This is a genomic window from uncultured Xylophilus sp., assembly GCA_913776965.1.
GTDB lineage: Bacteria > Pseudomonadota > Gammaproteobacteria > Burkholderiales > Burkholderiaceae_C > Xylophilus.
The window spans coordinates 121,067-140,636 of the sequence record CAJYQL010000128.1 but is presented as its reverse complement, the minus strand read 5'-3'; the positions used below and the strand labels follow the sequence as shown (position 1 = coordinate 140,636).

General features: G+C 56.4%; 19 protein-coding genes. 3 read left to right on the top strand and 16 right to left on the bottom strand.

Annotated features, from left to right (window positions below; genetic code table 11):
- The first annotated feature begins 26 nt into the window (after positions 1-26).
- Complete coding sequence (locus tag QZ500_RS19600) at positions 27-290, top strand: MASE2 domain-containing protein (RefSeq protein WP_366763529.1); 264 nt, start codon at positions 27-29, stop codon at positions 288-290.
- Between the two features lie 220 nt (positions 291-510).
- On the opposite strand, the gene QZ500_RS18425 is transcribed toward QZ500_RS19600, so the two are convergent.
- Positions 511-1,209, bottom strand: a complete 699-nt coding sequence (locus QZ500_RS18425) for a Crp/Fnr family transcriptional regulator (RefSeq protein ID WP_295857352.1) — start codon at positions 1,207-1,209, stop codon at positions 511-513.
- A gap of 146 nt (positions 1,210-1,355) precedes the next feature.
- On the opposite strand from QZ500_RS18425, the gene QZ500_RS18420 reads away from it, so the two are divergent.
- Positions 1,356-3,557: a DUF6351 family protein gene (locus QZ500_RS18420; RefSeq protein WP_295857349.1), complete on the top strand. Its 2,202-nt coding sequence runs from the start codon at positions 1,356-1,358 to the stop codon at positions 3,555-3,557.
- A gap of 157 nt (positions 3,558-3,714) precedes the next feature.
- Here the strand turns inward: QZ500_RS18420 and QZ500_RS18415 are convergent, their stop codons facing one another.
- From QZ500_RS18415 to QZ500_RS18360, 12 genes are all read right to left on the bottom strand, one after another.
- Positions 3,715-4,686 (bottom strand): IS5 family transposase, encoded by a 972-nt coding sequence (locus QZ500_RS18415; protein WP_295857348.1) that lies wholly within the window; start codon positions 4,684-4,686, stop codon positions 3,715-3,717.
- 68 nt (positions 4,687-4,754) lie between these two features.
- Positions 4,755-5,609, bottom strand: coding sequence for an amidohydrolase family protein (locus tag QZ500_RS18410; RefSeq protein ID WP_295857346.1), 855 nt, complete (start codon positions 5,607-5,609; stop codon positions 4,755-4,757).
- The gene (locus tag QZ500_RS18405; protein ID WP_295857344.1) at positions 5,606-6,652 is read right to left on the bottom strand and encodes an isocitrate/isopropylmalate dehydrogenase family protein; all 1,047 of its coding nucleotides are present in this window, start codon (positions 6,650-6,652) and stop codon (positions 5,606-5,608) included. The genes QZ500_RS18410 and QZ500_RS18405 overlap by 4 nt, the downstream gene beginning before the upstream one ends.
- 37 nt (positions 6,653-6,689) lie before the next feature.
- Positions 6,690-7,700, bottom strand: coding sequence for a tripartite tricarboxylate transporter substrate binding protein (locus QZ500_RS18400; protein WP_295857342.1), 1,011 nt, complete (start codon positions 7,698-7,700; stop codon positions 6,690-6,692).
- A gap of 12 nt (positions 7,701-7,712) precedes the next feature.
- Positions 7,713-8,657, bottom strand: a complete 945-nt coding sequence (locus QZ500_RS18395; RefSeq protein WP_295857364.1) for a tripartite tricarboxylate transporter substrate binding protein — start codon at positions 8,655-8,657, stop codon at positions 7,713-7,715.
- Between the two features lie 112 nt (positions 8,658-8,769).
- Entirely contained in the window at positions 8,770-9,468 is a 699-nt protein-coding gene (locus QZ500_RS18390; RefSeq protein WP_295857339.1) for a GntR family transcriptional regulator, read from the bottom strand.
- A gap of 369 nt (positions 9,469-9,837) precedes the next feature.
- The gene (locus tag QZ500_RS18385) at positions 9,838-10,359 is read right to left on the bottom strand and encodes a VOC family protein (protein ID WP_295857337.1); all 522 of its coding nucleotides are present in this window, start codon (positions 10,357-10,359) and stop codon (positions 9,838-9,840) included.
- Positions 10,360-10,378: 19 nt separating this feature from the next.
- Positions 10,379-11,224 (bottom strand): SDR family NAD(P)-dependent oxidoreductase, encoded by an 846-nt coding sequence (locus QZ500_RS18380; protein ID WP_295857335.1) that lies wholly within the window; start codon positions 11,222-11,224, stop codon positions 10,379-10,381.
- Positions 11,217-12,188, bottom strand: a complete 972-nt coding sequence (locus QZ500_RS18375; RefSeq protein ID WP_295857333.1) for a tripartite tricarboxylate transporter substrate binding protein — start codon at positions 12,186-12,188, stop codon at positions 11,217-11,219. The genes QZ500_RS18380 and QZ500_RS18375 overlap by 8 nt, the downstream gene beginning before the upstream one ends.
- 75 nt (positions 12,189-12,263) lie before the next feature.
- The gene (locus QZ500_RS18370) at positions 12,264-13,319 is read right to left on the bottom strand and encodes a substrate-binding domain-containing protein (RefSeq protein ID WP_295857332.1); all 1,056 of its coding nucleotides are present in this window, start codon (positions 13,317-13,319) and stop codon (positions 12,264-12,266) included.
- Positions 13,316-13,834: a 2,4'-dihydroxyacetophenone dioxygenase family protein gene (locus tag QZ500_RS18365; RefSeq protein ID WP_295857330.1), complete on the bottom strand. Its 519-nt coding sequence runs from the start codon at positions 13,832-13,834 to the stop codon at positions 13,316-13,318. Before QZ500_RS18365 ends, QZ500_RS18370 begins: the two co-directional genes overlap by 4 nt.
- 11 nt (positions 13,835-13,845) lie before the next feature.
- Complete coding sequence (locus QZ500_RS18360; protein ID WP_295857328.1) at positions 13,846-14,289, bottom strand: nuclear transport factor 2 family protein; 444 nt, start codon at positions 14,287-14,289, stop codon at positions 13,846-13,848.
- Positions 14,290-14,427: 138 nt separating this feature from the next.
- On the opposite strand from QZ500_RS18360, the gene QZ500_RS18355 reads away from it, so the two are divergent.
- Positions 14,428-15,222: an SDR family NAD(P)-dependent oxidoreductase gene (locus tag QZ500_RS18355; protein WP_295857327.1), complete on the top strand. Its 795-nt coding sequence runs from the start codon at positions 14,428-14,430 to the stop codon at positions 15,220-15,222.
- Positions 15,223-15,664: 442 nt separating this feature from the next.
- Here the strand turns inward: QZ500_RS18355 and QZ500_RS18350 are convergent, their stop codons facing one another.
- From QZ500_RS18350 to argH, 3 genes are all read right to left on the bottom strand, one after another.
- Positions 15,665-16,807 carry a porin gene (locus QZ500_RS18350; RefSeq protein WP_295857325.1) on the bottom strand — a complete coding sequence of 381 codons (1,143 nt, stop codon included), beginning with the start codon at positions 16,805-16,807 and terminating at the stop codon, positions 15,665-15,667.
- A 188-nt stretch (positions 16,808-16,995) separates the two neighbouring features.
- The gene (locus QZ500_RS18345) at positions 16,996-18,000 is read right to left on the bottom strand and encodes a tripartite tricarboxylate transporter substrate binding protein (RefSeq protein WP_295857323.1); all 1,005 of its coding nucleotides are present in this window, start codon (positions 17,998-18,000) and stop codon (positions 16,996-16,998) included.
- A 42-nt stretch (positions 18,001-18,042) separates the two neighbouring features.
- On the bottom strand, positions 18,043-19,569 hold the full coding sequence (gene argH, locus QZ500_RS18340; RefSeq protein WP_295857322.1) for an argininosuccinate lyase: 1,527 nt from the start codon (positions 19,567-19,569) through the stop codon (positions 18,043-18,045).
- Position 19,570 lies beyond the last annotated feature (1 nt).

Sequence of the window (19,570 nt, the reverse complement as noted above, 5' to 3'; positions counted from 1 at the left end):
GTAGTTTGTGATTCAACGAAGAAATCATGACCACCTCCTATCCGTTAGACCGCCGAAAGCGTGCAGGTCACCTCCCAAGGCAGATATACCTGCCGCGCACTCTCGGCTTTGGACTGGGCTGTCTGGGAATGGCGGTGGCACTGGGAGAGCACGGCACACCACGATGGGTGTGGTACGTTTTCATCTTCGGCGCCTACGTCTGGCTGCACATCGCTTTCCAGATCTGTTTGCGCTCTGAACGACTTGGTCGCACCGAGGGGCGAAAGAATTTTTGCGCTGATTCTCGTTGAGAATGAAAGCGAGGTGAGTTTAGGATACTGCCTAAGTTATCCATCTATGCGGCGAAAAAGGCAAATTCACGGTGTGCACGGCACGCAATCAATTGGCACACCAAGAGTGAATAGCCGATCGAATATTTAATAGGTATAATTCATAAAATAGATGGTCGATCAGCCCATCTGTTCAATTCAACCACGGGGCACATCTGCTATGTCTGGACGAAAGTTTGGCTCAACTCAATTCTTGATAATTTGCCAAACTTTGCAACTTTAAGACGATCAATCCTCCATACCCGGCTTTCAACAATCCTTTGTCTTCTAGTTGCTTGAGTGCTGCACTAACGCTTTGTCGCGACATTCCAATCAGTTCACCGAGCTCGGTCTGTGACAAAGGCAATATGGGGCTCATGTGAGGATTGAGAACGGGATTATACAAAGTCGCGATGGTGCGAGCGACACGCGCTATAGGGTCACTTAACCTGTCTATTTCCATCATGCCGATGTACTGTGCCAGCCGTTCATTTAGGCGAGAAATGATTGCATGATTGAATTCTATGCTCGTATCAAGTAAGAACCTGAATGTGGATGCCGGCAGATGTAAAACGCGGGAAAGGCGCATGGCTACTATGTCGTAGCGGCGTAGCTCTCGCTTGACTACAGAGCCTTCTCCCACCCAGCTACCTTCAGGGATCCCGGAAAACATAACTACTTTTCCGGTCCGATAGACTGAACTGATTTTCAAAAGACCTTCAGCTACACCAATCCATGAAGCAGCTGAATTCCCCTTGCTAGCGACTATGCCGCCAGCCTCGACAATCTGTTCGCGAACATCGGAAAAAACGCGTTCACGTGCGTCTTCCGAAAGTTCAGCCACCCAAGAACTTTCGTTAAGGAATTTCCTTGCGGGACTTGAGAAAATATCGGAAGCCATAATTTCAACTCTGCATGAATGCTAGGGTTAACCCCATGTTGATCAAACCTTAAATGTCGGCGAACGAACAAGTGTACTTCGCCAATACGCTTAGATTCGTACTCCGGCGTGACGCAAGCGCGTCGATTTCACAACAGGAGACATGTATGAGAAGTTTTTACCATGTGTCAGCGGCTGTAGCTGCTTCACTAGTTGCTGCTTGCGGTGGCGGTGACGGCTCCAACCAAACGTCAAACTTAGTAGCCATCTCGACAGTTTCATCGCGTCCAGATATGGTTTCGGGCGGCAGTACTCTCGTGGAAGTGACTCTGCCAGCGGGCATGGAGAAGACGTCGCTCAAGATGGCGATGAACGGGTCGGAGGTCAGTTCAAATCTGCAAAGTACAGAAGACCCTAAAAAGATAGTGGCATTATTGGAAGGTCTGAGAGTTGGAGAAAATTCTATCGAAGTAATTTCGCAGGCGTCTGGTACTAGTTTGGCCAGAATTTCAGTTCGTAATTCAGACATAGCCGGTCCTATTTTCGCCGGTCCCCATCAGCGTCCTTGGATCTGCGAAACTCAAGCTTCAGGATTGGGCGCTCCTCCGGCAACGGGGCCCTGCAAAGCCCAGAACGTTGTGGAATGGTTTTATAAGAACACGTCCGGCAAGTTCGCGCCCCTGACAAACCTAGCTAAGCCATATCCGTCAGACATGGTTAAAACGACTACGATCGATGGAAATACGGTCGATTTTATCGTGCGAGTGGAAGGTGGTGCTATTGATGAGACAATTTATCGGATTGCAATTATTGATGATCCAGCCAATCCGATAAATAAGCCGTGGTCCACAGGTGGAAAGAAGCCAGGGACAGGCTGGAACGGCAAACTGTTCTATCAATATGTGGGCGGCGCCTCACCTGGCTACCGATCGGGACGAAACGATGCGACTATTGCGCTTCAATCCCAAGACAGCATACGTACGACCGATGATGCGCTGAATCTGGGTTTTGCTGTGGTGACCGGTTCTAGAAACGTGTTCGGAACAGGCCAAGACGATGTTATTTCAGCCGAATCTACTTCGATGATAAAGGAGCACTTCATCAAGAATTACGGACGTCCCAAGTTCACCATCGGGCTAGGATCTTCGGGCGGATCGATGCAGGTTCACTTGATTGCACAGAATTATCCCGGATTGCTTGATGGCATTATCCCGGTTCGCACATATCCTGATCAGGTCTCGATAGTGTCGGATGTTGTCGATTGTCAGGTTCTAGGAAACTATTTCACAAACAATAAGTCGTCCCTGGGTTGGACGGTTCAACAGATTTCGAAAGTCGACGGCTATTCAGTCACGGCGGACAATACCACGACATGTTTGAGCGGATGGTCGGGCTTTGCTAATTCATGGCATAACCCATCCAACAGAAACTTCGATGCTGCAGTTTCGCAATCGCTGCGGTACAACCCGGCAACAAATCGCGCTGGAGCACGTGGCGATTATTGGTCAAACAATGTGAATTCTTTCGGATTAGATCCAGCCACCGGGTTCGCCAGATCGGCTTACGATAATGTAGGAATTCAGTACGGCTTGGGTGCTCTGAATTCAGGAGATATTACTGTGGCACAGTTTCTCGATCTGAATGAAAAGGCAGGCGGTATTGATGTTGATGGAAACATAAAAATTGATCGATCCAGTGCCGATCCGATTGGCATCGTCAACGCTTATGCAAGTGGGCGCTTGAATGCAGGGGTCCGACTAACTCTTCCGATGATCGAGTATAGAAACTATGTAGATTTGGATAAAAATATCCATACAAGACATCGTACGTTCGCAAAGGTCGATCGCATGATCAAAGCAAACGGCTCTCGTGACAACATGGTCTATTGGATGGTGGATGGTGATCCGGCCAAAGGCCCCAATACTATGCGACTGGCATTGACAACCATGAACGACTGGTTGAACATGCTCATTGCAGACAACTCTGGTCGAGATTATCCGGCGCGCGTTATCGCGTCCAAGCCTGCTGCAGCACGCGACGCATGCTGGGACGCAAGCAGCAATCGAATAGACGAAGCTCTTACTCTAAACCCACTAGCACGCTGCAATCAGCTATATCCCATACATGCGGACCCGCGCATCGTCGCAGGTGCGCCACGATCTGGGGATATACTTAAATGTCAACTGAAACCTGTGAATTTTTCTGACTATACAGTGGCTTTTAACTCGGCTGAACGTACACGCCTAAGTGCGATTTTTCCTGCGGGCGTGTGCGATTGGAGTAAGCCGGGAGTGGGGCAGCAGCAGCCGGCAGGTTCTTGGCTTGTATTCGGACAGACGCCGGGGACCTGGGCAGCATCAAACCCGTAAGGAAAGGTCTGCAAAACCCCGTTCATGGCGTATGAGTTCGTTCCGATCGGGGTTTCTGATTCTTGAGACGGCCGCGGGCGCTTGAATCGAGCGTTCGAGTGCCATATCGGCCCGTTTGCGGGCCTTTGCGCGGCCAGCTGCCGTATCGCGGGCGCACTCATCCCTGCGTTTCCAAGATCTGTCGGCGCGCCATCCACAGATTGCCCAGCGCAAACAACATCGTCAGCCGCGCCGTGTTCTTCTCCAGCCCGCGGTAGCGCACCTTGACGTATCCGAACTGCTGCTTGATCAGCCGAAACGGGTGTTCTACCTTGGCTCGGATGCTAGCCTTGAGCTTCTCGGCCTTATCCAGCAGTCGATCCAGTTCGCTCCCAGGATCGAGCAGGCGACGCTTGCCCGGCCGCATCGCCACTTCCCAGCGCAACTTGCTGTCCTCGAACTCGTCACGCTTGTCTACGCCCTGGTAGCCCGCGTCGCCCCAGGCATCGGTCTCTTCACCGTGCAGCAGTCCCGCAGCCTGCGTCACATCGTTGACGTTGGCCGCCGTGCCGAGGACGCTGTGCACCAGGCCCGAGTCCGCGTCCACGCCAATGTGCGCCTTCATGCCGAAGTGCCACTGGTTGCCCTTCTTGGTCTGGTGCATCTCGGGATCGCGCTCACCATCCTTGTTCTTGGTCGAGCTCGGCGCGGCAATGATCGTGGCGTCGACCACCGTGCCGGTCTTGAGTATCAAGCCTTGCTGGGCCAGGCCGGCGTTGATCGTGGCCAGCACCTGCGGCGCGAGTTGCTGCTTCTCCAGCAAGTGTCGAAAGCGCAGGATGGTGGTCTCGTCGGGCATGCGGGCCGCGCCTTCGAGGCCGACGAAACGCCGGTACAGCGGACGCTCATGCAGCTCTTCTTCCATTGCCGGATCGCTCAGGTTCCACCACAGCTGCAAGCAGTGAATACGCAGCATGGTCTCGATGGGGAACGGCGGTCGACCACCTAATACTTGATGCACGCCTCGCGCGTGCGGCTGGATCAACGCGACCAGCGTAGCCCAGGGCACGACTTGGTTCATCTCGTCGAGGAAGACTTCCTTGCGGGTCTTCTTGGGCAGCGGGTCAAGGCCCAGCGTGATCTGATCCATGCCCGGTATCGTCCCTCGCAATCACGCCCGGCACCAGTCGGAGTGACGAGGGGTTTTGCAGACCTTCCCTAATTGAATTCATAGAGTGCTCTGGGATTATCAACCAACACCGCACGTGTCGCCTTGCCAGGCAACCAGTCGGCGATCTGCTGAAGCAAACGTTCCGGAGAAATATTCCGATAAGCACTCACTTCAAAAGAAGTCTTTCCTAGTTCACGGTTGGTGTGTGGCCAATCGCTGCCCCATAGAACTCGATCAATTCTTTCATCCAAATATGCATGCGCTAGATCAGTAATGCCGTCCTGATCAACGCCGATTCTATAAGCGCCGGATAATTTGACCCAGATTTGGCCACTGCGTACTGCATTCAGAATTTGCTGCAGTCGTGGATCCCGGCGGGGCGTGCCGGTCGGCACCATTGCAAAGTGGTCGAGGACAACCGGCACGCCAATGCTATCAATGTGCGCTGCGGTATACGCAGCACTGTCCCAGCTCGCATAGACCTGCAAATGCCACGGTAGTCCCTCAATGCGACGAGCCCATCGCCGGAGTGTGGCAAGCAGCCCAGATGCATCGCAGTGGTGAGCACTTTCATGATTCACTCGTAACCCGCGCACGCCAGCAGTATGCAGGGCTTCAAGAGTTCCATCCTCCACACTCTCGTCTACCACCGCCACCCCACGAGCTCGTCCGCCCGAGGCAGCAAGTGCGTTCAACATGTACCGGTTGTCAGTACCGTAGACGCTCGGTTGAACAATCACAGCGCGCTGCAAGCCCAGTCGCTGCAGGTGATTGCTTAGGTCATTCTGCGTAGCAATCCCGGGGGTGTACTTGCGATCTGGAACCATGGGCCAAAGGTCCTGCGGGCCAATCACGTGGGTATGGCAGTCGCAGGCGCCTGCGGGCAAGCTCGCGGTGGTCATGCCTGCAGGCGTTTTACCAGTGCTTGGCCGGTAGCAGCGGTGCCAAGGCGACCGCCAACATCTTTCGTGGCTTCGCCAGTCGCAATCGCAGCTTCCACAGCCTCTTCGATCGAGCGTGCTGCGTCAAGAAAGCTCGAATTACCATGTTTCTGACCAAACCAACCCAGCAATTGAGCGGCGGACAGTACCTGAGAGAAAGGATTGGCGATGTCCTTACCAGCGATATCAGGTGCGGACCCGTGTGCCGCCTGTCCCATGGCAGCATCGCTACCAGCATTGAGTGAGCCACCAAGGCCGATGCTGCCAGACAGTTCAGAGGTCAGGTCCGAAAGAATGTCGCCGAACATATTGGTCGTGACGATCACGTCGTAACGCTGTGGATGTCGCACTACCAAAGCCATCATGGCATCCACAATGACGTCATCCACCACGACATCAGGATACTCTTTCGCCACCTCGCGGCACACTTCCACGAACAACCCGTCGCAAATCTTAAGTACGCTGGCTTTGTGCACGATGGTCACGCGTTTGCGTCGCGTCATCGCCAATTCGAAGGCAGACCGGGCGATGCGCTCGCAGCAATGTCGCGTGATGCGCCGCATAGAAATTGCAACGTCCTTGGTCACCAAGATTTCACTTCCACCCGACTCCATGTTGCGGTCAGCATAGAAGCCCTCAGTGTTTTCACGAACGACCACCAAATCGAATTCGCCGAAGCGATTTGGCATGCCAGAGTAAGTACGCGCTGGACGAATATTGGCGTAGAGGTCTAAACCTTTGCGGAAGTGCTTAGACGCGTTGATCTGATTGGGGTACTCGTAGGCCGATGCCGGGCCGAGCATGAGGGCGTCCGCCGCTTTTACCTTATCCAGTAATTCTGGTCTTACTGTGGTGCCGTATTTTTCCATACTGGCGTGACCTGCAACGTCGTGCTCTAAAGAGATATTCAGGCCAAACCTTTCAGAAACGGTCTGAAGAACGTCCACGGCAACAGCCATGGTTTCAGGTCCGATGCCATCGCCAGGCAAAACAACGATTTTCATAAAATACCTTTATAGAATCGAATTAAAGATAGGCTGATTATTCAGCTTGAATACCAGTTTGGCGCAAGACCTGGGCATAATGGGTCACGTCACGGCGGACCATCGCATCGACTTCGGCCGGCGTCTTGCGCGGAAGCGCGCTCCCCTCGGATTCCAGACGCTTACGCAGGCTGGGTTCCTCGACGATTTCGCCCACCAGCTTGTTGAGCTGCGCGACGACGGTGTCAGGTGTACCGGCCGGGGCGAACAACCCTCCCCATAAGCCGAACGCGAGTTGTGGAAAGCCAGCCTCGGCCATCGTCGGGATCTGCGGCAGAGCGTTGATTCGGCTTGCGCTGCAGACGGCTAATGCCTTCACCTTGCCGCTTGAAACGACCTGTGGGATGACAGCTGAGGCGCTCGGAAAAAACATCTGCACCTGTGCGCCCAGCAAGTCGGCCATGGCTTGTCCCGCGCCCTTGTAAGGCACGTGGACCAAATCGACCTTGGCGGCTACCGCAAGCGATGCTGCGGCCAGATGGCCAGGTGTCGCCGTACCTGACGAGGCGTAACTGAAGCCTCTGGGTGCAGCTTTGGCGGCTGAAACAAGGCCAGCAACCGTGTTGTAGGGGGCGGACGCAGGTACACACAAAACGAGCGGCGCTTCACCAATCATGGCGATTCCGCGGAAGTCCTTGAGGGCGTCGTAGCCCGGCTGCCTCATGAAGGAACCATTGACTGCCATCTCCCCCGTCTGTCCGAGTAGCAGCGTGTAGCCATCTGGCTTCGCGCGAGCGACAAGACGTGCACCTAGAGCACCGGAGGCGCCGGGCCGGTTCTCCACAATGACCGGCTGCCCAAGTTGCGTGGTCAAACGCTCGCCTACCAAGCGGGCGAACACATCGCCTTGACCGCCGGGAGCGTAGGGCACGATGATCGTTATGGGGCGTTGTGGCCACGATTCCGCGGCGGTTACCAATTTGTTGGCGCCGTAGCCACTAACTGCCAAAGCAACCAAGGCATTGCGGCGGTTGAGGTTCGTTCGGATGGGATGTCTGTTCTTGTTCACCGTCGACCTCGCTTACTGCAATTTAATGTCGGCGTTCTTAACGACCGCGCGCCAACTCGCCAGTTCAGCACCGAGGGTTTTGCGGAAGTCCTCAGCAGTGCCGCTGAAAGTCTCTGCACCCTCGCTGGTCAGGCGTTCCTGAACGGAACCTTTTGCGGTCGCTTCATTGATAGCTTTGTTTAACTGAGCTACGAGCGCGGGGGGCATCTTAGGTGGAGCGAGAACTCCCCACCAAGTCGTAATATCGAAGCCCTTGACGCCGGATTCGGCCATGGTTGGCACTTGCGGATACAGAGGCGATCGGCTTGCACCGGTCACGGCCAGCAATGTGACCTTGTCGTCTTTTACATAGGGAAGGATTGTGGGCACAGTTGCGAAGAACAGCTGTACACGATTGGCTAGCAGGTCTAGTGTTGCTGGGCCACTGCCTTTGTAGGGGACGTGGGTCAGCTGAAGATTTGTCTTTTGCCGGAACAACTCTCCCGCCAGATGATTGATGCTGCCGGGACCGGCCGAACAGAAGTTCAGGCCTTCTGGGCGTTTTTTCGCCACGGCAATCAGGCCGGCCATATCCCTCACACCTAATTGTTTATTGGCCACCACCATCAAAGGGCCGCGACCCAACATCGCGATGGGCGTGAAGTCTTGGTCGACCTTGTAGGGTGTTACCGCTGTCGCGGCATTGGTGACGAACGTTGATGTCGCGAACAGGAGCGTATATCCGTCTGCGGGTGCTTTTGCCACGAATTGAGCTCCGATGATGCCGCCACCTCCACCGCGGTTATCGACTACGACTCCCACGCCAAGCTTTTCGCCAAGCGTTTTTGCTAAATCGCGGGCGATAGTGTCGGTTCCACCGCCTGCGGCAAAAGGCACGATCAATGTGATTGGGCGATTGGGGTAGGGGTCGGCGGCAAATGCAGGTAGAGCGGAGATGCAGATTGCGGTTGAGGCCATTGCCAAGAGTCCGCGGCGAACCGAAGCAAATTTGGCGTGGATGTAAGCAGGCATGGGATTATCCCCTTTGAATAAATGTGTAAAGAAATCTTTGCAGTCAGGCGCAATTGGCTTAGGGCTCTGATGCTTCCTTCTGTCGCTGGCGCAGTAGGCGCAGGCGGGATGCGAGAGCCTGTTGAATATGCGACTCAGCTGCCGTTCGAGCAGCTTCTGCATCACGACGCCGGATGGCATCGAGAATGGCTGCATGCTCGGCATTTGCAGTCAGCGCTCGTTCGGGTGAGGTCAATGTGCTTTTGCCTAACAGGTAGGTCGAATCTGTCACCGATTGCAGCGAACGGATCAAGTGCCGGTTGTGAGCGGCGGCATAAATGGCTTCATGAAATTCCAAGTTCAGCGTCACTGGATCGCCGCCGGCCTCGGCGTCAGCCAGGATGGACTCCATATTCGAAATTTCGGCTGGGCGAGCGTGCTGTGCGGCAAACCCAGCGGCCGCACCTTCAAGCACCTGGCGCATCGAGTAAAGCTCGTGAATTCCCTGCGCATCCAAGGACGTGACTACCAGACCGCGTCGTGGCTCATGCGTCAGCAGTCCTTCATCCTGCAGGCGCTTCAATGATTCCCGTACGGGGGTGCGGCCAAGGCCGAGAAGTTCGGCAACTTCCAATTCACGGAGGCGGGTCTTCTGGTTGAAGTGCCCGGTGAGGATGTTGTGTTTGATGCGTTGGTACGCCGCCTGGGCCTGGGTGTTGTGCTTTGCGATAGGCATATGCATATCTTTGCATACAAAAATATGCAAAGCAAGATCCATCGCAAGCTCGTATGGGCAACCGTTGACTGAGGTCTGCTGTGAGGTCTACGTCCGAAGGACTTGAATAGGCGCGTCAACGGCAAGCAAGAGCGACGCAACTAGCTGCAGCAACAGGAGCATTTCGGGGTGGCTGGGTCGCAACAGTCCTTACGCCCAGCAACGTGGACGCTGCAAGCTCCGAGTGCTCTTGGCACGCCGGTGCCTGCCACGTAGTAGTGTCGATCGCACACAGGGAAAGTTCTCCCTTTTAGTGCCTTCGGGCGGGCGTCGTTGCAAAAAAAGAGGGGATGATAAATCCTGCGGCAATTTAGTGAGTTCTTTGTCGTGAGCCCGTGCCATATAGCAACAGCCAAATTTAGATAATCAAATCTAGCTAATTCTGAGAATAGGGTTGTTGCCGTCCCAGGCAAAAGCTGCTTTGCGAACTTCTTCAAAATACTCCGCTTTTCCGCCTGTGCTTTCCGAAATTTCGACCATGGCGCTAGGTAGGTCGGGATGGAAAAAATACGCGAAGCGTCCACGCTGTGCCCCCATGCGGCCGCTATGCCCGTCTTCGTAACCTTGTGCGGTCAGGATGGCGCAGAACTCATCGAACCGGTCACGGGTCCAGTAGGCTACATGTTGCGCGCTTTCGCCCTGTTTGGCCAAGGTGTCACGGTAAAGCGATGGAGCATCGTCGCGCTGCTGGATCAATTCGAGCTGAAGATCTCCCGAATTCGCCAGCGCGATCGAAAGTCGCGGCAAGGTCGACTCTTGTCCCCTGTAGCGGAATTCAGTCGTCACAACTTCTTCCTTGTAAAACCAAGGACCGACGCCAAGGCTTGACCACTGCAGCATCGCTCGCTCGATGTCTTCGACGACATAACCGACTTGGCGCACAGGTCCAAACATAAGACTCGTCTCATTTCCTTTAACGCATGTAGGCGCCACCGTTGACGTCGAGCGTCGCACCGGTCATGTACGAAGATAGATCGGACATCAGGAATAGACACGCACTCGCGATCTCGTCAGGATGACCTGCTCGCGCAAGTGGCCAGGAACGCCCGCTCTCATGCTTTTCCTCGTCCGTGCGACCGCTGCGAGAGAAGTCGGTCAGCACAAGTCCCGGCGCGACGGCGTTGGCGCGGATGCCTTCCGGCCCAAACTCTCGCGCCAGCGCCCGCGTGAAGCCCAACACGCCGGCTTTGGCCGCACAGTAGTGCGCGCCGCCGAAGATGCCGCCGCCTTGCTGCGCCGACAGCGAAGCCACCATGACGATGCTGCCGCGACCCTGCGCGCGCATGGTCGGCAGCGCGGCCTGGGTGAGCTGCAGGGTGCCGCGCAGCACCACGTCGGTCACCATGTCGTAGTCGGCCGCGCCGATGTCGGCGATGCCCCGCTTCTGCGTCACCGCCGCGTTGTTGACGAGCGCGTCGATGCGCCCGCGCGAGCCGGCCCATTCGAGTACCTGCGCGATGGCGCGGACGCACGCGTCCATCCGCGTCACGTCGCAGGCCACGCCGAGCGCCGCGCCCTCCGCTCCCGCGATATCGCTCGCGGCCTGCCCGACCTCGGCTGCATCCTGGTCCAACAGCGCCACGTGCGCGCCGTGGGCGACACATAGGCGGGCGGTCGCCTTGCCAATGCCACGTGCGCGCGCGGCGCCGGAGATGACTACCGTGCGGCCTTCGAGCAGCCGCCCTGTGAGGATTGGGGCCACCACGGCGGTATTCGAGTCTTCGGATTGCAGAACTGAGGTCTGAGCGAACTTACTCATTTGAGATACCCGCATCCGCGGCGACCTTCTTCCACGCTGCTATGTCAACAGCTGTCATGTCGCGCAGTTCGTCACCCGCGACGAACGAAGCCGTGATGCCGAGTTCAAGCAGCTTCGCCTGTACGTCCGGCATCGCGACCACGTCCTTGAGTGTGGCCGCTAGCTTGTCTGTGATAGGTCGAAGTGTGCCGGCCGGTGCATAGACCGCCCAGCGCAGCGCGCCCATTCGCTTGCCCTGGAAATCGATGCCGTCCTCGTCGTAGCTACGCACAGCGGGAAGGCTGGGTGAGCGGGACGTGCAGGCGGCGAGCGCCTTCACTCGACCAGCCTTCACCAGCGGAGAGCCAGATGCCATGTCGACATAGGCAAGCTTGATGTGGCCGCCGAGCATGTCCGTCTGGATCTGAGCGACCGACTTGTACGGGATGTGGAGCATCTGTGCCTGTGTGCGCAGCTTGAGCAGTTCGCCGCAGAAATGTCCGGTGGAGCCATTTCCCCAGCTCGCATACTGCACCGCGGCGGGTGATTGCTTGGCCAGCGCCACGAGTTCCTTTACGTTATTGGCAGGAAAGTCGTTGGTCGCGATGAGCAGGATGGACGCTGTGCCGACTTGACCCAGGGGAGTGAAGTCTTTGATTGAGTTGTAAGGCAGCTTCGGATTGCTCGCAGGCAGTAGAACGTGCGTGGTCGCGCCGCCGATGCCGATGGTGTAGCCGTCGGGCACGGCCCGGGCCAGCATCTCGGTGGCGATCGCGCCGCTTGCGCCGGGCTTGTTCTCGACGACGAAGCTGGTCTTGAGCAGCTGCCCCATCCTGTCGGCTAGCAGCCGCACCAACGTGTCACCGCCGCTGCCGGCCGCCGAGATGGAAATGAAGCGGATGGGCCGGCTCGGATAGTCGGCGGACGCTTGGGCGTGGGCCGAGGCGCACAGCGCGATCAGCGCTGCGGTCATGAACTTGCGCATGGGGTTGTCTCCTTTTGGGTATGCAAAAAGCGCGCGTCTCCTGCCGGAGTTCCGCACGTGAACGGGAACCGCGTCTCAGCTTGGGCGCAGAGCCAGCTTGCGCGGGCCGGTAGTCGCCGCCCGAGCCAGAGGTCCACACGATTCCCGCATGACCAGCTGGGTGGTGAGCAATAGGCGTTCATGCCGGGGGGGCGTCTGCCCGCTCAGGCGTTGAAGCAGCAGTTCCGCCGCAGCGGTGCCCACTGCGGGCAAGTCCCAGGTGAGCGATGTGATGGAGGGATTGAACAATTCCGACATGTCCGTGTCACCGATGCTGATGACGCTTACGTCCTCCGGCATCGTGCGACCCGCATGGCGCAAGGCAAGCAGGACGCCCGAGAGGATGCGAGTGCCCAGGCACAGGAAGGCCGTCGGCGCGTCGGACGATCCCAGCAGCGACAGTGCTTCGCTGAAGGCGAAATCCATGGCGGACTTCTCCGCGCGGATGAGCGTGGGATCGATAGGCACCCCGCGTTCTGCGAAGGCGTCCCGGTAGCCGGCGATCCGCTCGCGGCCCGGGCGCAGGATGCTGCCGGGCGTCATGAGCACGATGCGCGTGTGCCCGAGGTTCAGCAAGTAGCGGGTGGCCTGCAGGGCGCCGTGATAGTGGTCGACATGCACGCCGGCGTTGTCGCCTTCGAAATCCCGGTCGAGTGCTATTACTGGCATATCGGCGGCGAGCCGCGCGAGGTACTCGGGCGACTCAGCTTCGCACGGGCCGAGGATGAGGCCGTCCACGCGACGGCGGCGGAACAAATCAACCAAGGTCCTCTCACGCTGCGCGTTGTTGTGTGTGCTGGCGAGCAGCAACGCTGTGCCCGCCGCGAACAGCCGCGTCTCGACGGCGGTGATGATCCGGGCGTAAAGGGGGTTGGCAAAGTCCGATACCAGCATGCCGACCACACCGGTCGAGCCGGTCCGCATGCTCTGAGCCACCGCGTCGGCCTCGTAGCCCAGGTCGCGCGCGGCCCGGGTGACGGCGACGATGGCGTCGGCACTGACCCGTCCCGCACGGTTCATCGCCCGCGAGGCTGTGCTGACGGACACGCCCGCCGCTCTTGCCACGTCGCGGATGGTCGCCTTGGGTTTCATGCCTGCGCCTTCGCGAACGCCTGGAGCATTGCAGGGCCCGGCGTGAAGTACCGGGGCGGTGGCCGCCCGTTCTCGCGTGCGTGGTTCAGGATGCCGTCCTCGATCGCGCCGGCATCGCGGATGCCGAGGAATTTGTCGCCGTCGAAATTCACGTTCGCGCCGTGGACAACCATGAACCCCTCGGCCGCCTCGCTGGCATCTGCTGGCACGGAGAACGTGTGGATCGAGCCCGCGGGCTCATAAAGGTAACTGCCGGCGCGCTGGGGATCGTCGGGATATTCCAGGTAGTTCCAGCGTCCCTTGGTGGTGAAGAAGTGGACAGTGCCGGTATGGAAGTGCGCCGGCAGCCGGGTGCCGGGCTGGAACTTGCCGTAGAGAACCCAGACGCCGTTCTCGCGGTCGAGGAACAGGGGAACGATCTCGTAGCCGGGCGCCGCGCCGGGCAGAAAGTCGACCTCATGTATGTTAAGGGTCAGCAGCGCGTCCTGGGCGGTGATGGAGGTGGGCAGGGCCATCGTGGTTCTCCTCACAGAAGTCCGAGTTGTTGGAGCTTCAAGTCCGGCGAGGTGTAGGGACGCTCGCAGACGATCTTGTCCGAACCCGGCGCGAATTGGAACGAGGCCGCCATCCGGACCTTGAAGGAGCGCCCGGTAGGCGCATAGGTCTTCTCTCGCACCTGCAGGTCGCCGGAATGGGTGCCGGTCAGGAAGAACTCCACCAGCACAGTGTCGGTCGCATCGTCGGCGGCCAGCGAGATGATTTCGTTCTGCTGGTCCGGGAATGCGCGCCGGGACGCGTCGAAGTACGCGCGCACCGCCTCTTCGCCGTCGTGGACCTGGCCGTTGCCGTACATCTCGTAGCGGGGATGCTCGAAGGTAGCGATCACGCCGTCCCAGTCCTGCACGCACTCTAGCGCCATGTGATCGCGCACCGTCTGGAGGCGCGCCTCTCGTAGTTGATCCGAAGTCATGCAGTTGTTCATCCTTGTAGAAACGTTTCCGCAAGTATGCGGGATAGTGCACGTGCGGGAGTTGGTGGATACCCGTACTGAGAGACTCGAAGAAACGCTTAACCTAGTGGGAACGTTATCGCAGAAAGGTCATAAGCTATGAAGCTTGCAGGAAAGGTCGCGCTGGTTACCGGGGCCGGCACGCTGAGGACAGCATTCACCAAGCCCGACCAGGTAGGAAACGGGACGGCCTGCGCGATCACCCTTGCACGAGCGGGTGCAATGGTGGTTTGCACCGACCGATCATTGGCGGCGGCCCAGGCCGCCGTGGATCTGATCGAAGCCGAAGGCGGGCGGGCCGTTGCAATCGAGATGGACACTACTGACTCTTGCCGTGTCGATGCAGTTGTGACTGAAACCGCTGCCCGATTCGGGGGTATCCATGTGCTTCATAACAATGTGGGCATCGAGATACAGGGCGATCTCCTGCAGGTCACCGACGATGACTGGGATCGCGTAATGGCCGTCAATTTGAAAAGCGCGATGGCGATGGCGCGTGCAGTAGTGCCGGTAATGCGGCTCCAGCGGCTCGGCTCGATCATCAATGTCTCATCCACGGCCAGTCTGAAGTGGAGCCCAATGCAGTTCCTCTCGTACAGCACGTCCAAAGCCGGGCTGAACCACATGACGCGTGTGATCGCTCGTCAATACGCGGGCGATCAAGTACGGTGCAATTGCATCATCCCTGGGATGATTCGAACTCCGCACGCGGATGGGCTGTACGGCAGTGCGGAGGACGCCGAAGAGGGTCACCGCTTTCGCGACACTAGGTGCCCGATGGGCCGGCAGGGGTCACCTTGGGACATTGCGAACGCTGCACTGTTCTTGGCAAGCGACGATGCGTCCTATATCACCGGCCTGCAACTCGTCGTCGATGGGGGGGCGAGCTTGTAAAAAAAGCAGGCGACTCCTGCGCAAGCGCAGTTCAGATGGCTCGCATGTCTCATTCGACTTCGTTGGTGACCGCACCCTTCAGCTGCCAGGCGCGATGAACGGTCGGGAGATCGCCGATGCTATGCGGGCTAAGCGTCCGAACCTGCCGGTACTGTTCGTGACTGGTTATGCAAGTCTCCTACCTGCCCGCAGCAAGCCGATGGTTTCGCAAGCGAAAGTCTTTAGTCAAGCACTGTGGGTCCGCCTGGACCCGTGTGCCTGAGGTGCTTGGGCGCGACCGAGGACTTCGTCTAGACCAAAAACAATGGGATGATAAATCATCTCACACGAAATTAGGGTTGTGATTGAGTTGGAAAAAACAAACTGGAAATTTTAATGAAAGAAAAAAAGCCAGTGAGCCCTAACGCTCACTGGCCAATCCTTGGAGAAGCAAGCGGCAGTATTAGAACGAATGTCTCATGCCAACGACATAGCCCGTGGAGCTGCCGCCTGGCGTAGGCGAGGGAGATGCAATAGATCCGCCCAAGTTATTTATAGCAACCGTTCCTGCGCCCTTATTTTTCAAGCGTGCAACATCGGCATAAAGGGCAGTTCGCTTAGAGAGCGGATAAGTATATCCAATGCTCAATTTAACATGATCGTTCGCCGAGGCGTTCTGGCTAAATCGCGCGATCTGCGACTTGATTTCTCCTGCAGAACCGAGCGGCACTGCTCCACCCAAGGCCCACGTATCAGATTTTACTTCGGCTATCGGACCGCGACCGTTGATGCATTCCGACTGATAAAACGCCTTAGTTCGCACGAACCCGAAATCGTAGCTGGCTCCGATGTTAGCCACCTTGTAATCTGCCGCGTAAGAAGACGCGCCCGATGTGCGGACCGCATCGATGAAAGCAGTGTATGCAACACCGATCGCAAATGGTCCATTGGCGAAGCCAGCCGAAATACCGAAAACGTCTCCAGTTTTATCAGTAGATGCATTGCCTGCGGATGTGGAGATGCCCGCTGGATTAGCTACAGCTTGCTTGGTCGACAACTGCTCACCGAACGCATACTGAATACTTCCTGAGAAGCCACCCAACCGCTTTGGAAGAAAATAGGTCACGCCATTGCTGGTTCTGGCATAACTGCCAACTCCTGCACGGGAAGTTCCAGTAGTCTCAATCGTTCCGACTCCGCGCTGTCCCCATGTATCGTACGCAATCATATTCACGTAAATAGGTGTGTAATCACGCCCCATCCGCAATTCACCAAACGTATTGCTCAGACTGACGGTGCTGCGCCTGGCAAAGTCCAAACCAGTCGTCTGGCTCGCGCCAGCACCAACGTCATTATTGAGCGCACCTTCGAGCCAAAACCCTGCTGACAGACCACCTCCAAGATCCTCGGTGCCCCGGAAACCAAGTCGGGAGCTCGAGCTACCACCAGATACCAAGCCGGCCGAATGTCCCGCGCCTGAGGCACTCATACGGGCAATGCCCGCGTCAACAACACCAAAAAGGGTTACAGATGATTGAGCAAATGATGCCGTGCTAGATGCAGCGGCTAATACTGACGCGACAAACGTACCATAGCGCAAAGCCATAATATTATCCTATGATTAGGGGCCAGCAGTCAAAAGCGACCGGGCGAATTGCGTTTTATTATCAAACGCCTAATCCCGTGTGAATATAAACACAAGTGGATCAGGTTGATTGTTTGATGGCGAAGCAGCGGTCGCGAGGATTCGATGCGACTAGACGAGGAACTTACTCTGAATGGGAGCTGTCTGAATCAATCAGGCTTAATATTGCCTTTCCTGATAACTTGACCCCAGCGCACGTTTTCACGAACAATCAGCTCTCCAAAAGCAGCAGGTCCCTGCGGGTCGATTTCGTATCCCATTTCAGTGAGTTTTGCCCGAACATCCGGCATTGCAAGAACTGCGATGATTTCATCGCTCAACTTCTTGACGATGGGTTGCGGAACACCCGCGGGTGCTACAACGCCGCCCCAAGCTAGCATTTGGATATCTGGACCACCAGCTTCGGCCATCGTTGGGACGTCAGGCAACACAGTAGATCGTTTTGGGGCAGTTACTGCAAGGGCTCGCACTTTCCCGGCACGGATACTGGGTGCAAGCGTGCTGAGGTTGTCGATCATGACTTGAATACTTCCTCCCATCAGATCGGTATTGGCAGCAGGTGAACTCTTATAAGGAATGTGCACCATGTTTAGGCCGCTCGCTTGGCTCAGGGAAACTGCGGCCACATGCATGCTAGAACCTGAACCGGAAGACCCATAGAAGAGCTCGCCGGGCTTGCTCTTGATCAGCGCAATAAAATCCTTCAGATTTTTAGCAGGTACGCTGTTGTTGATTACTAGAACGTTAGGCTGGTTTGTCAACTTCGCAATGGGTAGAAAATCGCGGTCAGGATTAAAGGGTAGGCTAGACCGAAGCTGTCGATTCAGCACAAAGTTGGTGATATTTGCAGTGCCAATGGTGTAGCCATCAGGCGCCGATTTCGCGATCGCATCCAGACCGATAGCACCACTTGCGCCTGGCTTGTTGTCGATCACGATCGGCTGACCGAGCCTACGGCTCAATTGATCAGCGATAACTCGTGCTGCGGCGTCGGATCCGCCCGAAGCCGCCGCCGGCACTATCCAGCGGATCGGACGCTCGGGCCAAGCAGCTTGCGCACCCGCACAGAGTGTCATGACGGTAGCTGCGAACGTGAAATATCGAACGATGCGGAATGGAGAAAATCCGCGTCGTAGGGTGATTTTCTGAAACATAGCGCTTAGCTCCTTTTGCAGGTTAAGGGAAGGACGAGAATCTCAAAATGAAGCAGAATCGCTGACAGCATCTGCCGCTAGAGAATTGGCTCGGTTGAATAGCTCCAACCGCGCTAGCTGAATACGGTTCACTGCCGCTTCTAAAACACTTGCTTTTTCTTCAAGATGTCTTCTTTGATGAACGGCACGCTCACGAACCAACTGGGGAGCAGGTGCGCCATAAGAGTTGCGTGCATTCACATTTCTGACCGGATCAAGGCATTCGCTGACAGCTTGCTCTCTCAGTAGTACGGGTCGCTCAATCTGGGCCTCAGCAGCGCTAGATATCATCGCGGCGGTGATGCCTTTAGAAGTAATCCCTTTATCCATCGCATCGCGGACGACGGCTCCAATAATATGATGTGCGTCACGAAAAGAGATGTCGGCATCCCTGACCAGCAGATCAGCGAGATCTGTGACCGCTGAAAAATCTTCTGCAGCGCGTGCAACCATTCTCGCGCGCTGTAGTTCCACATTCCTTATTAGCAGCTCAACCAACTGTAGGCAGCGCAAGGCTTCCTCGCAACTCTCCCAGCAGATTCGACTTCCTTCTCGACTGCTGTCTCCGGCATGGGAAAATGCAGTCGATTTGACAACACTCAAAGCAGATGCTGAGTTGCCGATGAAGTTCGCTGATTTTCCACGCAAATACTCAAGAACCATTGGGTTCTTTTTTTGCGGCATGATGCTTGAGGTGGTCGAAACACTATCTGGAAAAGCCAGATAGCCAAATTCAGGTGTTGACCAGATATAAAAGTCTTGTGCCATTCGGCTGCAAGTAACCATCATGATAGTCAAAGCGCCGTTGAGTTCCAGCACGAAATCGCGCGATGCGACCGAATCTAACGCACTTGCGACTGGCTGGCTGAACCCCAGCAAAGCGCTCGTAGAAAAACGATCAATCGAGAATGAGGTGCCTGCAAGCGCACAGGCGCCTAGGGGTGACGCGTCAGTTGTTTCAAGCGCATTGAGTAGACGGCCAATATCGCGTGTCCACGCATCAGCCAGTGCAGAGAAATAATATCCTAGCGTAATAGGTTGCGCCGCCTGCATATGTGTGTAGCCAGGCATGACTGCATCACTGAATTCCTCAGCTTTCGAAATTGCAAGAGCAACGACATTTTTTAATGCTTGGGTAATTCGAATTTCATAGTCGCGCGCTCGTATCCGATCGACAGTGGCTCCCATGTCATTGCGACTACGACCCGTGTGCAGCCGTCCACCGATATCAGGTCCGACAAGACTTATAAGGTGAGCCTCGTAGTTGAAATAGGCCTCTTCCCTTGCTGGATCAAGTTCAACCGCTTCCGGCCCTTCAGCATGCATTTGCGTTAAAGCCTTCGCAAGCTTCTTGCAAATGTCATGATCAAGTACACCTTGCTCCTCAAGCATAAGCAGGTGCGCCAAATTGATCTGCGTTAGCATTTCAAAATTTCCGTGAAACTCCCTGGTCAGACGCGGAAGTGGAATATTTTGAATAATCTCTTGGGCAAGCGGTTGCTTGAGACGGCGGCTAATCTTTGATTCCATA

What these genes read in the sequence shown, in the direction of transcription:
- QZ500_RS18405 (WP_295857344.1), bottom strand. Translation starts at nt 6,652, where the DNA reads ATGAAAATCGTTGTTTTGCCTGGCGATGGCATCGGACCTGAAACCATG.
- QZ500_RS18345 (WP_295857323.1), bottom strand. Translation starts at nt 18,000, where the DNA reads ATGTTTCAGAAAATCACCCTACGACGCGGATTTTCTCCATTCCGCATC.
- QZ500_RS19600 (WP_366763529.1), top strand. Translation starts at nt 27, where the DNA reads ATGACCACCTCCTATCCGTTAGACCGCCGAAAGCGTGCAGGTCACCTC.
- QZ500_RS18410 (WP_295857346.1), bottom strand. Translation starts at nt 5,609, where the DNA reads ATGACCACCGCGAGCTTGCCCGCAGGCGCCTGCGACTGCCATACCCAC.
- QZ500_RS18375 (WP_295857333.1), bottom strand. Translation starts at nt 12,188, where the DNA reads ATGCGCAAGTTCATGACCGCAGCGCTGATCGCGCTGTGCGCCTCGGCC.
- QZ500_RS18350 (WP_295857325.1), bottom strand. Translation starts at nt 16,807, where the DNA reads ATGGCTTTGCGCTATGGTACGTTTGTCGCGTCAGTATTAGCCGCTGCA.
- QZ500_RS18415 (WP_295857348.1), bottom strand. Translation starts at nt 4,686, where the DNA reads ATGGATCAGATCACGCTGGGCCTTGACCCGCTGCCCAAGAAGACCCGC.
- QZ500_RS18380 (WP_295857335.1), bottom strand. Translation starts at nt 11,224, where the DNA reads ATGAGTAAGTTCGCTCAGACCTCAGTTCTGCAATCCGAAGACTCGAAT.
- QZ500_RS18425 (WP_295857352.1), bottom strand. Translation starts at nt 1,209, where the DNA reads ATGGCTTCCGATATTTTCTCAAGTCCCGCAAGGAAATTCCTTAACGAA.
- QZ500_RS18395 (WP_295857364.1), bottom strand. Translation starts at nt 8,657, where the DNA reads ATGGCCTCAACCGCAATCTGCATCTCCGCTCTACCTGCATTTGCCGCC.
- QZ500_RS18390 (WP_295857339.1), bottom strand. Translation starts at nt 9,468, where the DNA reads ATGGATCTTGCTTTGCATATTTTTGTATGCAAAGATATGCATATGCCT.
- QZ500_RS18385 (WP_295857337.1), bottom strand. Translation starts at nt 10,359, where the DNA reads ATGTTTGGACCTGTGCGCCAAGTCGGTTATGTCGTCGAAGACATCGAG.
- argH (WP_295857322.1), bottom strand. Translation starts at nt 19,569, where the DNA reads ATGGAATCAAAGATTAGCCGCCGTCTCAAGCAACCGCTTGCCCAAGAG.
- QZ500_RS18420 (WP_295857349.1), top strand. Translation starts at nt 1,356, where the DNA reads ATGAGAAGTTTTTACCATGTGTCAGCGGCTGTAGCTGCTTCACTAGTT.
- QZ500_RS18355 (WP_295857327.1), top strand. Translation starts at nt 14,428, where the DNA reads ATGAAGCTTGCAGGAAAGGTCGCGCTGGTTACCGGGGCCGGCACGCTG.
- QZ500_RS18360 (WP_295857328.1), bottom strand. Translation starts at nt 14,289, where the DNA reads ATGACTTCGGATCAACTACGAGAGGCGCGCCTCCAGACGGTGCGCGAT.
- QZ500_RS18365 (WP_295857330.1), bottom strand. Translation starts at nt 13,834, where the DNA reads ATGGCCCTGCCCACCTCCATCACCGCCCAGGACGCGCTGCTGACCCTT.
- QZ500_RS18370 (WP_295857332.1), bottom strand. Translation starts at nt 13,319, where the DNA reads ATGAAACCCAAGGCGACCATCCGCGACGTGGCAAGAGCGGCGGGCGTG.